General features: G+C 45.4%; 12 protein-coding genes. 10 read left to right on the top strand and 2 right to left on the bottom strand.

Annotated features, from left to right (window positions below):
- Nucleotides 1–242 precede the first annotated feature (242 nt).
- Nucleotides 243–1,268 carry a lactonase family protein gene (locus MD535_RS09385; protein WP_265674603.1) on the top strand — a complete coding sequence of 342 codons (1,026 nt, stop codon included), beginning with the start codon at nt 243–245 and terminating at the stop codon, nt 1,266–1,268.
- Between the two features lie 43 nt (nt 1,269–1,311).
- Here MD535_RS09385 and MD535_RS09380 read toward each other — a convergent pair whose 3' ends face one another.
- The gene (locus tag MD535_RS09380; protein ID WP_265674602.1) at nt 1,312–2,466 is read right to left on the bottom strand and encodes a 2-octaprenyl-3-methyl-6-methoxy-1,4-benzoquinol hydroxylase; all 1,155 of its coding nucleotides are present in this window, start codon (nt 2,464–2,466) and stop codon (nt 1,312–1,314) included.
- Nucleotides 2,467–2,730: 264 nt separating this feature from the next.
- Here MD535_RS09380 and miaB point away from each other — a divergent pair, with 264 nt between their 5' ends.
- The 9 genes from miaB to crr all read left to right on the top strand — a co-directional run bounded on the left by miaB (nt 2,731) and on the right by crr (nt 12,467).
- Nucleotides 2,731–4,155, top strand: coding sequence for a tRNA (N6-isopentenyl adenosine(37)-C2)-methylthiotransferase MiaB (gene miaB, locus MD535_RS09375; protein WP_265674600.1), 1,425 nt, complete (start codon nt 2,731–2,733; stop codon nt 4,153–4,155).
- A 68-nt stretch (nt 4,156–4,223) separates the two neighbouring features.
- Nucleotides 4,224–5,300 (top strand): PhoH family protein, encoded by a 1,077-nt coding sequence (locus MD535_RS09370; RefSeq protein WP_265674599.1) that lies wholly within the window; start codon nt 4,224–4,226, stop codon nt 5,298–5,300.
- A gap of 32 nt (nt 5,301–5,332) precedes the next feature.
- Entirely contained in the window at nt 5,333–5,797 is a 465-nt protein-coding gene (gene ybeY / locus MD535_RS09365; protein WP_265674597.1) for an rRNA maturation RNase YbeY, read from the top strand.
- A 61-nt stretch (nt 5,798–5,858) separates the two neighbouring features.
- Entirely contained in the window at nt 5,859–6,755 is an 897-nt protein-coding gene (gene corC / locus MD535_RS09360) for a CNNM family magnesium/cobalt transport protein CorC (RefSeq protein ID WP_265674596.1), read from the top strand.
- 40 nt (nt 6,756–6,795) lie between these two features.
- A complete protein-coding gene (gene lnt / locus MD535_RS09355; RefSeq protein WP_265674594.1) occupies nt 6,796–8,301 on the top strand; it encodes an apolipoprotein N-acyltransferase in 1,506 nt (501 codons plus the stop codon).
- Nucleotides 8,302–8,527: 226 nt separating this feature from the next.
- Nucleotides 8,528–9,496 (top strand): cysteine synthase A, encoded by a 969-nt coding sequence (gene cysK / locus MD535_RS09350; RefSeq protein ID WP_265674592.1) that lies wholly within the window; start codon nt 8,528–8,530, stop codon nt 9,494–9,496.
- A 300-nt stretch (nt 9,497–9,796) separates the two neighbouring features.
- Nucleotides 9,797–10,054, top strand: coding sequence for an HPr family phosphocarrier protein (locus MD535_RS09345; RefSeq protein ID WP_102470818.1), 258 nt, complete (start codon nt 9,797–9,799; stop codon nt 10,052–10,054).
- A gap of 134 nt (nt 10,055–10,188) precedes the next feature.
- Nucleotides 10,189–11,916, top strand: a complete 1,728-nt coding sequence (gene ptsI / locus MD535_RS09340; protein WP_265674589.1) for a phosphoenolpyruvate-protein phosphotransferase PtsI — start codon at nt 10,189–10,191, stop codon at nt 11,914–11,916.
- A gap of 41 nt (nt 11,917–11,957) precedes the next feature.
- Nucleotides 11,958–12,467 (top strand): PTS glucose transporter subunit IIA, encoded by a 510-nt coding sequence (gene crr, locus MD535_RS09335; RefSeq protein WP_250618487.1) that lies wholly within the window; start codon nt 11,958–11,960, stop codon nt 12,465–12,467.
- Between the two features lie 77 nt (nt 12,468–12,544).
- On the opposite strand, the gene yfcE is transcribed toward crr, so the two are convergent.
- Entirely contained in the window at nt 12,545–13,090 is a 546-nt protein-coding gene (gene yfcE / locus MD535_RS09330) for a phosphodiesterase (protein WP_265674588.1), read from the bottom strand.
- Between the last annotated feature and the right edge of the window lie 24 nt (nt 13,091–13,114).

The following is a 13,114-nucleotide window of genomic DNA, read 5'->3' as shown; positions in this document are numbered from 1 at the left end:
CCAGATTTAGGTTCTGGCGCCGAGAGGTGTGAGAGTTCAAGTCTCTCCGACCGCACCATTATTAAGAAAGCTCGTCATATGACGGGCTTTTTTTTCGCTTGAGTTTTCGTATGAACGTCTATTCCTTGAAAAAGTAGATTAATTAAAGCTTTGCTGTCCCTCACAAAAATAAAACGTCCCCCTATCCTCTTAAATAGCCTTACAACACTCTAGAACAACGAATCACTCATAGAAGTACTACCATGTCACCAACTTCGCTTTCGTTATGCATAGGGCAATATAGCGATGACGCATATTCTGGGTTTAGCCATATCGCATTTAACCTTGAAACTATGGCGCTCACATCGCAGCACAACGTTTCTGGTATTAATAACCCTTCTTATCTCGCACACACTGATCGCGGCTGGTACGCCATCTCTGAGCAATCTCAGCAAGAAGGCGCCGCACTGTACTTTCTACGTGATCCTTTTGAAGAGGTCTGTAGACAACCTCTCGAGGGTGACCACCCTTGCCACGTGGCTATTTCTGAGTGTCAAACCCGGCTCGGCGTTGCGCATTACGGTTCAGGCAGCTTTGAGGTGTATACATTAGCACCCACAGGGGAGATCCGTCAGCGGCAAGCTCGGTTTCAGAATGAAGGGCAAGGGCACCACTCGACTCGACAACGCGGCCCGCATGGCCATCAAATCGTATTCGTGCCTCAGTCTAATCAAGTCATGACGGTCGATCTTGGATTGGATACGCTGAATTTTTACCAACTTAACAAGGATTCCGTCACCCAACAGCAAACCCTTAAGCTTCCTGCGGGCAGTGGTCCCAGGCATGCCGTTTTCAGCAACGATGGACAGTTCGGTTTTATTCTATGTGAGCTCGATGAAACACTAGGCGTTATTGAAAAGCAAACCAATGGGCGATGGCAACTAACAAGCATCCAGCCCGCCTTTCCGACACACAGTAAAGGCGAAGCAGCTGGCGCCATCAAACTTTCTAGCGACCAGCGCTATATCTATTTATCAGGAAGGCATCAATCAATCATTAGTTGGTTTGATATCACCTCGCCAAACTCACCCAACTATCAAGGATTCGTTGAGACTGCGGGCTCCTTTCCCAGAGATATCACCCTATCAAAAGATGGTCATTGGTTGGTCGTGGCAAACCAAAACTCAAATAACCTTGTCCTCTTTAGTGTTGATAAAAAAACAGGCCAACCAACGTTAGCAAAAGTCATGCTAACGTTGCCTAAACCTGTTTGTGTGGTATTTGACTAGCGCTGACGCCATAACGTCGACGCAATCCTATAATTCAGGTCTTTTATTTCAGCCCCATAGCGTAACGTAAGATTTGCGTTTTAATGGGGCCTGAGTGCTCAGCCAGCTTTAACATGGCATTACGTGCCACCTGCACAGGGCTCAAAGTGTTACTAAATCCTTTATAAAAGACATCCATACCCGTTTGCATTAATAAATTATCAGGGCGACGATGAACTTCATAACGACGCAGTACCGGGTCTATTGACGAGTTGTTACCAGTGAGCTGCAATAACGCGCTGACATCTTTAAAACCAAGGTTGACTCCCTGCCCAGCTAAGGGGTTGATGGTATGCGCGGCATCACCAACTAAAACACATCGATGCTTAGAGTACTGTTGAGCATGGCGTCGTGTCAGTGGGAATGAGCCATGTTCTAAGACTCTAATCGGTCCTAACTCTGCAGGAAAACAGTGCTGAATTTCATTCTCCAACTGCTTAAATGTCATGGCTTTTAATTGCTTGATGCGTTTTGGGGCGTCGTACCACACCAAAGAGCCTTGATGCCCACAAAGCGGTAAAAATGAACGAGGACCAGAAGGGGTAAACCATTGCCAAGTAATATCTTGCTGCGGTAATTCAGTTTCCACATTAATCAACATGCATTCTTGTCGATAGTCCCAAGCCGTGACACCAATACCAGCCGCTTGACGCACCTTTGAGTTTGCACCATCGGCACCAATGACCAACGACGCGTGTAGTTGCCTACCCGACTCTAGATTCAACGTATTACCCTCTTCGCCGAGGGTAATATTCGCCAACCCATCTGAATCAATCACCGTCAAATTCTCGTAGTGGAAGAATTGCGCCCACAATCCCAGCTGAATAACTCTATTCTCAACGATATAGCCCAATTGCTCTGCACCTAACGTGTCAGCGTTAAAGCGCAGGCGACAAGATTCAGCCTCCCATGTCTCTAAACGCGCGTAAGGGCAGATTCGCATGGCGGCAATATCATCCCATGCACCGAGCTCTTCTAAGAGTGCAATGGAGTGAGGAGAAATAGCAGACACTCTCAAATCCATCGGTTGAGAAAGGTGAAACGGCTTAGGTTCGAATTTTTCAACGACGGCGACGGAACGTCCTTGCTTTGCAAAACCAATGGCGACGGCTGCGCCGACCATTCCACCACCAACGACTACGATTTCAAACTGTTCCATTGTTCCACTGCTACCCTGAATTCTGACGTATTTTTATTGTACGTATGGAACCTGCAAAGGGCGAGTAATTTTCATCAAATTTCCTTACACATTAAGAGGCTACTTTCTCTTCACAGCTGTGGTGCCATAAGCGTTCAAAGAGTTTTTGCCCTACCACTAGTCAGGCGGTTTTTAAAGCAGTACAATACGCCGCTTAGCGCCGTGATGGCGGCTATAATTTGAACAATAGTTCTACGGAATTTAAATAACTGACGAGCGAAAGTGATGAGTAAGAAACTGCTAATTAAAACCTGGGGCTGCCAGATGAACGAATACGATTCATCAAAAATGGCCGACCTGCTTAATGCTGCTAACGGCTACGAGCTGACAGAAGTGCCAGAGGAAGCAGATGTACTACTATTGAACACCTGTTCGATCCGTGAAAAAGCACAAGAAAAAGTGTTCCACCAACTCGGTCGCTGGAAAACACTAAAAGATAAAAAAGAAGGCGTCGTTATTGGTGTAGGCGGTTGTGTAGCGACACAAGAAGGCGATCATATTCGTCAGCGTGCTCCATTTGTTGATGTGATTTTTGGCCCTCAAACCCTTCACCGCTTGCCAGAAATGATTCGCCAATCTCAAAGCAACGAAGCGCCTGTTATGGATATTTCGTTCCCAGAGATCGAAAAATTCGACAATCTACCAGAGCCACGCGCGGAAGGTGCAACGGCGTTTGTTTCCATTATGGAAGGTTGTTCAAAGTACTGCACGTACTGCGTGGTACCTTATACTCGTGGCGAAGAAGTCAGCCGTCCAATGGACGACGTATTATTTGAAATCGCACAACTTGCCGAGCAAGGGGTTCGTGAAGTCAACCTTCTTGGTCAAAATGTTAACGCTTACCGCGGACCTATGCACGACGGTGAAATTTGCTCATTTGCTGATCTTTTACGCTTAGTTGCATCTATTGATGGTATCGACCGTATTCGCTTTACCACTAGCCATCCCCTTGAGTTTACAGACGACATCATTGCGGTGTATGAAGACACTCCTGAATTGGTTAGCTTCTTACATTTACCGGTACAAAGTGGCTCGGATCGCATCTTGACGATGATGAAGCGCCCTCACACCGCGATTGAATATAAATCGATCATTCGCAAACTAAGAAAGGCGCGTCCTGATATTCAAATCAGTTCAGATTTCATTGTCGGCTTCCCTGGCGAAACTGACAAAGACTTCCAAGACACAATGAAACTGATTAAAGACGTGGATTTTGATATGAGCTTTAGCTTTGTCTTCTCACCACGCCCGGGGACACCTGCAGCGGATTATCCGTGTGATACACCAGAGCAAGAGAAGAAAGAGCGTCTATACGAACTGCAACAGACTGTGAACGCTCAAGCTATGCGTTACTCACGCCTGATGCTGGATACTGAGCAACGAATTTTAGTAGAAGGTCCTTCGAAGAAAAACCTGATGGAGCTTCGTGGTCGTACAGAAAACAGCCGTGTCGTGAACTTTGAAGGTAGCGCTGACCTGATTGGTCAATTCGTTGATGTAAAAATTGTCGATGTATTCGCGAACTCGCTTCGCGGTGAGCTACTTCGTACCGAAAAAGACATCGATCTTCGTGTTGTGACGTCGCCAACAGAAATGATGGAAAAAACTCGTCGCGAAGATGAGCTAGGTGTGGCAACCTTTACGCCTTAGCACCTAATGAGGAGCCCGGTCGCAATCGGGCTCCATACATCGCCCATAGGGCATAATGTGAGGCTACATTGAGTAATAAAATAGTCACTTTAGAGATCAACCTAGAACCCTCTGATAACCGCCGCCTGTCTAGCCTATGCGGACCTTTCGATGACAACATTAAACATTTAGAGCGTCGTTTAGGCGTTGAAATCAATCATCGAAGCAACTTCTTTACTATCGTCGGTCAGCCGCACACTAGCGCTGCAGCGCTGGAGATTATCAAGTCACTTTATGTCGATACCGCGCCTGTTCGTGGACAATTTCCAGATATCGAGCCAGAGCAAATCCACCTCGCCGTTAAAGAGTCCGGAATACTGGAACAAAGTGCTGAGTCAGACATTGCTCACGGTAAAGAAGTCTTTATCAAAACCAAGAAAGGCATCATCAAGCCACGTACCCCCAACCAGGCACAATACCTTGTTAATATGGTGACACACGATATTAGTTTTGGAATAGGACCTGCCGGTACAGGTAAGACTTACCTCGCGGTTGCTGCGGCGGTTGATGCGCTAGAGCGTCAGGAAATTCGTCGGATTCTACTGACTCGCCCAGCCGTTGAAGCGGGCGAAAAACTGGGTTTTTTACCCGGTGATTTGAGCCAGAAAGTGGATCCATATCTGCGCCCACTCTACGATGCTTTATTTGAAATGTTAGGCTTTGAGCGTGTTGAAAAGCTGATAGAGCGCAACGTTATTGAGGTGGCCCCCCTCGCCTATATGCGTGGTCGTACACTTAACGATGCCTTCATTATTCTTGATGAAAGCCAAAACACCACCGTCGAACAAATGAAGATGTTCTTGACCCGGATTGGTTTTAACTCACGCGCGGTCATTACGGGTGACGTGACACAAATTGATTTACCTCGTGGGGCAAAATCAGGCCTTCGTCATGCGGTTGAAGTTCTCAATGACGTGGATGAAATCAGTTTTAATTTCTTCCAAGCGGATGATGTGGTCAGGCACCCCGTTGTCGCTCGTATCGTCAACGCTTATGAGAAGTGGGAATCGGCTGACCAAAAAGCGCGAAAAGAGATTGAACGCCGTCGTCGTGAAGAACACGAAGCAGCAAAACTTAACTCTGGGACTGATGTCAGTCCTCAATAACGCTTTAACAAGTTTTGATAAATAGGTAAATGATGAGCATTGAACTTGATCTCCAGTTGGCGGTCGAATCTGAAGAAGGGCTGCCTTCTCACGCGGAGTTTCAGCAATGGCTAGACAAAGCGATTATCCCGTTTCAAAAGGAAGCGGAGCTGACCATTAGAATCGTTGATGAAGCTGAAAGCCAACAACTCAACCACGATTATCGCGGGAAAGACAAATCCACCAATGTCTTGTCATTTCCATTTGAAGCGCCTCCTGGTATTGAAATGAATTTGCTTGGTGACCTGATTATTTGTCGCCAAGTCGTAGAAAAAGAAGCGAAAGAGCAGTCAAAAACCCTAACTGCACACTGGGCACATATGGTTGTACATGGCAGCCTTCATCTGCTAGGTTATGATCATATTGATGACGAAGAAGCTGACGAAATGGAAGCTTTAGAGACCGAAATCATGCTAGATATGGGTTTTGAAGACCCGTATATAGCAGAGAAACAATAGAGGCTTTGCCTCTTCTTATGTGCGCTATCACACGTCTGATAGCATTCTGAATTGAGAAATCATGAACGAAGAGTCTTCTCCCTCTAACCCCGAGGGAAACAGTAAAAAATCTGAAGGTCCGAGTAGAAAGTCCTTCTTTGAGCGCCTAGGTCAAATATTTCAAGGTGAACCAAAAGATCGCCAAGAGCTTGTAGATGTCATTCGTGACTCTGAAGTCAATGACCTAATAGACCATGACACACGAGATATGCTTGAAGGTGTCATGGAAATTTCCGAAATGCGAGTACGCGATATCATGCTGCCTCGCTCACAAATGGTTACTATCGAACGTTCTGATGACTTCGATAAGCTGATTGGACTAATGATCGATGCACAGCATTCTCGTTACCCAGTGATCAGTGAAGATAAAGACCATGTGGAAGGTATTCTCTTAGCTAAGGACCTACTCCGTTACTTGGGCTCGAATAGCGCCCCTTTTGACATTGAAGAAGTGATTCGCCCTGCCGTGGTCGTGCCAGAAAGTAAACGTGTTGATCGCTTACTTAAGGAATTCCGCGAGGAGCGCTATCACATGGCTATCGTCGTTGATGAATTTGGCGGAGTGTCTGGTCTCGTGACCATTGAAGACATCCTCGAAGAAATTGTTGGCGAAATCGAAGACGAATTTGATGATGATGACGAGCTAGACATCAGAAAGCTGAGCAAACACACCTTTGCCGTCAAAGCTCTCACGACCATCGAAGAGTTCAATGACACCTTTGGTTCAACCTTCAGCGATGAAGAAGTTGATACTGTTGGTGGCTTAATTATGACCGCATTCGGTCACTTACCTGTTAGAGGGGAAGTGGTCGAAATAGAAAACTATACCTTTAAAGTGACAGCGGCGGATAATCGTCGAGTGGTACAAGTTCAAGTGACCATTCCCGATCTAGAAGCAGCATCGAGTGTCGAAGAATAACGATACCCAATGTTCACCGGTTAAGTGAGACCACCATTAAATGAAGAATTATCTTCGCCTATTGCGGCCCATTGGGGCCGCTTTTGTTGGCGCCAGTACAACCCTAGCCTTCGCTCCCTATCAACTGTGGCCACTTGCTCTGTTAAGCCCACTTATCTTATTGTTTCTACTGCAAGGACAAACCGCTCGGCGTGCGCTTTTTATTGGTTACGCCTGGGGTTTTGGCCAATTTGCGACAGGCATTAGTTGGGTTCACGTTAGTATTGATAGCTTTGGCGGTATGCCAAAGTTCGCCAGCGTACTCCTAATGGCGCTGCTAGTGGGTTATCTCTCCATCTATTCCGCCCTGTTTGCTTGGTCATTAAACCGTTTTTTCCCAAATGAGAATCGCACACGCTACCTACTTGCAGCCCCTGCACTGTGGCTAGTGTTTGACTGGGCTCGAGGCTGGGTAATGACAGGATTCCCTTGGTTATGGTTAGGTTACAGTCAAATTGACGGGCCGTTAGCCAGTTACGCACCGATGGGCGGCGTTGAGCTCATTACCCTACTAATTATCGTAACGTCAGCGAGCTTAGCTTACGCGATTCAAAGCAAACACTGGCTTATTACTGTTATTCCGTTAGTCATTTTTTCAGTTGGCTTCGGATTGCGTAATTATGACTGGGTCACACCGGATCCCACCCGGACCAAAAGCGTTGCGCTCATACAAGGCAACGTTGACCAAGCGCTAAAATGGCTACCTAGCCAACGCTGGCCGACGATTATGAAATACACCGACCTTAGCCGCGAGAACTGGGACGCTGATATCATTATCTGGCCTGAAGCGGCAATTCCCGCAATGGAATTTGAGCTGCCGTCGTTCCTCAGCAATTTAGACTCAGCGGCGAAAATGAACAATACCGCCATCATTACCGGTGTGATCAATAAGTCAGAGTCTGATGAATACTACAACAGTATTCTGGTTGTGGGACAAACCCCTTATGGGGACTATGAGCTTGACCTTGATGAGCGCTTTCACAAGCACCACTTACTGCCTTTTGGCGAGTTTGTTCCTTTTGAAGATCTTCTTCGTCCAATCGCTCCGTTTTTTAATTTACCTATGTCTTCGTTTAGTCGCGGGGCATATGTACAACCCAATATCGTTGCCAATGGCATGCATTTAGCGCCGGCTTTATGTTATGAGATTATTTTTAACGAACAGGTTCGACAAAATGTGACACCAGAGACCGATTACTTGCTCACGTTATCTAACGATGCGTGGTTTGGTCGCTCTATTGGCCCGTTACAACATATGGAAATTGCTCGAATGCGAGCGCTAGAACTTGGAATACCATTAATACGGTCAACCAACAATGGCATTACGGCTGTCACCGATCATAACGGAAAAATTACTGCGCAAATCCCACAGTTTGAAACGGCAGTGTTGCGTACAGAAGTCACGCCGACAAACGGGACAACGTGGTACAGAGAGGCCGGAACATGGCCTCTTTACGGTTGGGTGTTGTTAAGTTTAGCGTGGGGACTTTACCTACGTAGGAAATAATGAATAGCGGCATAGCCTATGGAAATATTGCGTCATTGCAGTCAATGACAACACAATTTTCCCTTGGGCTATGCGCTTTATTTACTGGGCTTGCGCTAACAATTCAGGCTTTCCATACTTTCTTCCATAATATATAACTATTTAATTCTTCTCCCCCACCCAACAAAATCATATTCTTATCATGTAATCGCTGACCGATACGGTTAACTGAATGAAGGAACATATAATGAGCAAGATCTACGAAGACAACTCACTCACCATTGGTAACACTCCTCTGGTTCGCCTTAACAAAGTTAGTAATGGTAACGTTCTAGCTAAAGTTGAAGCTCGCAACCCTAGTTTCAGTGTTAAGTGTCGTATCGGCGCCAACATGATTTGGGAAGCAGAAAAAAATGGCAGGCTAAAAGCTGGCATTGAGCTTGTTGAACCCACCAGTGGTAATACAGGTATCGCGCTTGCTTTTGTTGCTGCTGCTCGTGGTTACAAACTGACACTTACAATGCCTGAATCAATGAGTTTGGAGCGTCGTAAGCTACTTAAAGCTCTAGGCGCAAACCTAGAACTGACTGAAGCAGCGAAAGGAATGAAAGGCGCAATTGCTAAAGCTGAAGAAATTGTTGCCTCAAATCCAGAGAAGTACCTACTTCTGCAACAATTCAACAACCCGGCAAACCCGGCTATCCATGAGAAAACAACGGGCCCAGAAATTTGGGACGCAACGGATGGTGAAATTGACGTCTTCGTTGCTGGTGTCGGCACCGGCGGTACCATTACGGGTACAAGCCGCTATATCAAGGGCGAAAAAGGCAAAGCTATTATTTCTGTGGCAGTTGAGCCCGCAGAGTCTCCGGTCATTAGCCAAGCGCTGGCTGGCGAAGAAATCAAACCCGCTCCACACAAAATTCAAGGTATCGGTGCTGGTTTCATCCCAGAAAACCTCGATTTGGAAGTTATCGACCGTGTGGAACTTGTAACATCTGATGAAGCGATTGATATGGCTCGCCGTCTCATGGAAGAGGAAGGTATCCTTGCTGGTATCTCCTCAGGAGCGGCTGTAGTAGCGGCAAACAAACTAGCGGAACTCCCTGAATTTAAAGGAAAAACAATAGTTACCGTATTACCAAGCTCGGGCGAACGCTACCTCAGTTCAGCATTGTTCGCAGGTATATTCACGGACAAAGAGATTCAGCAATAATATGTTGCCAAATCAAATTTTGCTTTAAAAAAGCCCCTTTATGGGGCTTTTTTGTTGAATCTCTGTCAGCCTTTGGTAATATCAGGTCAGTTTTATTTTAAGCTAAAAAATAAATAAGCAGTTTAAAGAATAGTCGTAGGATATGGAGACAGCGAAGACTGCAATCATAGCCTACAATTCAAGACCAATGCGGCGCTTAATGAATCATAACTTTAGTCCTATAGCAGGAATGAAAAAATGACGCTAAGCTTGGCTTTAGTTAAGAAAACAAACATAAAATAAATCAATTGGGGTATTAAAATGTACGAGAAGCAAGTAGAAATCACAGCAGAAAATGGTCTTCACACTCGTCCTGCAGCGCAGTTCGTTAAAGAAGCAAAATCTTTTGACGCAGACATCACTGTGACTTCTAACGGCAAAAGCGCTAGCGCAAAAAGCCTATTCAAACTACAGACTCTAGGTCTAGTTAAAGGTACTAACGTAACTATCTCTGCTGAAGGCCCACAGGCTCAACAAGCAGTAGACCACCTAGTTGCTCTAATGGACGAGCTTCACTAAGCAGCACTCTCCTAAAGCCATTTTGTCGAAAGCAAAGTGGCTTTATTGGAAATAGCGCTGACTATCAGCTACACATAAATGTAGCAACGTAAGTCACCCTTTCTTTATACATTTGACCACATTAAGGTAAAGCTATGATTTCAGGCATCCTAGCATCTCCTGGTATTGCGATCGGTAAAGCATTACTACTTCAAGAAGACGAAATTGTTCTTAACAAAGCAACCATCTCTGATGACCAAGTTGAAGCAGAAGTTCAGCGTTTCTTTGACGCTCGTAACAAATCATCAGCTCAGCTAGAAATTGTTAAGCAGAAGGCACTAGAAACTTTTGGTGAAGAAAAAGAAGCCATCTTCGAAGGCCACATCATGCTTCTTGAAGACGAAGAGCTCGAAGAAGAGATCTTAGCGCTCATCAAGAAAGACAAAATGTCTGCGGACCACGCAATCTACACCGTAATCGAAGAGCAAGCGTGTGCACTTGAATCTTTAGATGATGAATATCTAAAAGAGCGCGCAACGGATATCCGTGATATCGGTACTCGCTTTGTTAAAAATGCGCTTGGCATTAATATCGTGTCACTTAGCGACATCAATGAGCAAGTGCTTCTTGTTGCTTACGATCTAACGCCTTCTGAGACAGCGCAAATCAACCTAGATTATGTCCTTGGTTTTGCCTGTGACATCGGTGGCCGTACTTCGCACACCTCTATCATGGCTCGTTCACTTGAACTTCCTGCTATCGTTGGTACTAACGATATCACGAAGCAAGTCAAGAACGGCGACATGCTGATTCTCGATGCGATGAACAACAAGATCATCATCAATCCTTCTGAAGCAGAACTTGCTGAAGCAAAACAAGTCCGTGAGTCGTTCCTTGCTGAAAAAGAAGAACTTGCAAAACTTAAAGACCTACCAGCTGAAACTCTAGACGGACACCGTGTAGAAGTTTGTGGCAACATCGGTACCGTAAAAGACTGTGACGGTATCAACCGTAACGGCGGTGAAGGTGTAGGTCTGTATCGTACTGAATTCCTATTCATGGACCGCGATTCTCTTCCTACAGAAGAAGTACAATACCAAGCGTATAAAGAAGTTGCTGAAGCGATGAATGGCCACTCAATCATTATCCGTACTATGGATATTGGTGGCGATAAAGATCTTCCGTACATGGATCTTCCAAAAGAAATGAACCCATTCCTAGGCTGGCGTGCGGTTCGTATTAGCTTGGATCGTCGTGAAATTCTACGTGACCAAGTCCGCGGCATCCTACGTGCTTCTGCACACGGTAAGCTTCGCATTATGTTCCCGATGATTATTTCTGTTGAAGAAATCCGTGAACTTAAGAAAGCTATCGAAGAATACAAAGCGGAACTTCGCGCAGAAAACATCGCATTTGATGAAGATATTGAAATCGGTGTAATGGTAGAAACACCTGCTGCTGCAGCGATTGCTCACCACCTAGCGAAAGAAGTTTCCTTCTTTAGTATTGGTACTAACGACTTAACTCAGTATACTCTAGCAGTAGACCGTGGTAACGAGCTAATTTCTCACCTATACAACCCACTTTCACCAGCGGTATTAACCGTAATTAAGCAGGTGATCGACGCTTCGCATAAAGAAGGCAAGTGGACGGGTATGTGTGGCGAGCTTGCTGGCGACGAACGCGCGACGTTACTTCTACTAGGCATGGGCCTAGATGAGTTTAGTATGAGCGGTATTTCTATTCCTAAGGTTAAGAAAGTTATCCGTAACGCTAACTTCGCAGAAGTAAAAGCTATGGCGGATGAAGCGCTAGAAATGGCGACTGCTGCAGAAATTGAAGCGCACGTCGAAAAATTTATCGCAGAAAAGACAAACTGCTAATATAATTGAGCAGAATAAAATCAAACCTTTAGGAGCACAACATGGGTCTCTTTGACAAACTGAAGAAGCTAGTATCTGACGACAGCGCTGACGCTGGTGCAATCGAAATCATCGCACCACTATCTGGTGAGATCGTAAACATCGAAGACGTGCCAGATGTCGTTTTTGCTGAGAAAATCGTTGGTGATGGTATTGCTATCAAACCAGCTGGCGACAAAATGGTCGCTCCTGTAAACGGTACTATCGGTAAGATCTTCGAAACGAACCACGCGTTCTCTATCGAATCTGACGATGGCATCGAGCTATTTGTTCACTTTGGTATCGACACTGTTGAGCTAAAAGGTGAAGGCTTTAAGCGTATCGCTGAAGAAGGTCAAACTGTTAAAGCCGGCGACACTGTCATCGAATTCGATCTAGCACTTCTTGAAGAAAAAGCTAAATCTACGCTGACTCCAGTTGTTATCTCTAACATGGACGAAATCAAAGAGCTGAACAAGCTATCTGGTTCTGTTACTGTTGGTGAAACACCAGTACTACGCGTAACTAAATAATTAGTCACTAATTTATTAGATACGTCGAAAAAAACGCAGCCATTGGCTGCGTTTTTTTAACTCTAAAATTCGTCCGACTAAAGCTTAATCGAGCAAAGCTCATCCCCCGCGAACGTTCTGACACTTAATGTATCATTTTCAAAATGGCCGAAACTCGCCGAATAGCCATCTCTTGGAAAAGTAATTGAGCCGGGATTAAAAATCACTTGTTCCCCGTCCCATTGAGCGACAGGGATATGCGTATGCCCATGAACAATGACATCCCCCTTTTTAAGCTTGGGACGCTTAGCTGCATTATATAAATGCCCATGCGTTAAAAATAAACGCTTACCCGATGGCAATAGCACCCATGCGTAATCCGCCATCATAGGAAAGTGAAGTAACATTTGGTCTACCTCACTATCACAGTTTCCTCTCACGGCAATAATTTCAGATTGGAAATCATTGAGCAATGCGGCGACTTCTGGTGGATTGTAACTCTCTGGAACCGGGTTCCTCGGGCCATGGTTGAGTACATCGCCTAGAATGACAAGGTGATCTGCTCCCGATTGACGGTATGCTTCTAATACTTGTTGCGTCGCACTCACGCTACCATGTAGGTCTGATGCAAAGAATAATTTCACGGATTTACCTCCAACTCACGTTAT

Source organism: Vibrio qingdaonensis (assembly GCF_026191675.1).
Lineage (GTDB): Bacteria > Pseudomonadota > Gammaproteobacteria > Enterobacterales > Vibrionaceae > Vibrio > Vibrio qingdaonensis.
Note: the sequence above shows the minus strand (reverse complement) of the source record. Positions and strands in the feature narration are given on the sequence as shown.

Bases quoted from the DNA above. Each gene is read 5' to 3' on its own strand.
- MD535_RS09380 (WP_265674602.1), bottom strand. From the start codon at position 2,466: ATGGAACAGTTTGAAATCGTAGTCGTTGGTGGTGGAATGGTCGGCGCA.
- MD535_RS09345 (WP_102470818.1), top strand. From the start codon at position 9,797: ATGTACGAGAAGCAAGTAGAAATCACAGCAGAAAATGGTCTTCACACT.
- miaB (WP_265674600.1), top strand. From the start codon at position 2,731: ATGAGTAAGAAACTGCTAATTAAAACCTGGGGCTGCCAGATGAACGAA.
- ptsI (WP_265674589.1), top strand. From the start codon at position 10,189: ATGATTTCAGGCATCCTAGCATCTCCTGGTATTGCGATCGGTAAAGCA.
- corC (WP_265674596.1), top strand. From the start codon at position 5,859: ATGAACGAAGAGTCTTCTCCCTCTAACCCCGAGGGAAACAGTAAAAAA.
- lnt (WP_265674594.1), top strand. From the start codon at position 6,796: ATGAAGAATTATCTTCGCCTATTGCGGCCCATTGGGGCCGCTTTTGTT.
- ybeY (WP_265674597.1), top strand. From the start codon at position 5,333: ATGAGCATTGAACTTGATCTCCAGTTGGCGGTCGAATCTGAAGAAGGG.
- crr (WP_250618487.1), top strand. From the start codon at position 11,958: ATGGGTCTCTTTGACAAACTGAAGAAGCTAGTATCTGACGACAGCGCT.
- cysK (WP_265674592.1), top strand. From the start codon at position 8,528: ATGAGCAAGATCTACGAAGACAACTCACTCACCATTGGTAACACTCCT.
- MD535_RS09385 (WP_265674603.1), top strand. From the start codon at position 243: ATGTCACCAACTTCGCTTTCGTTATGCATAGGGCAATATAGCGATGAC.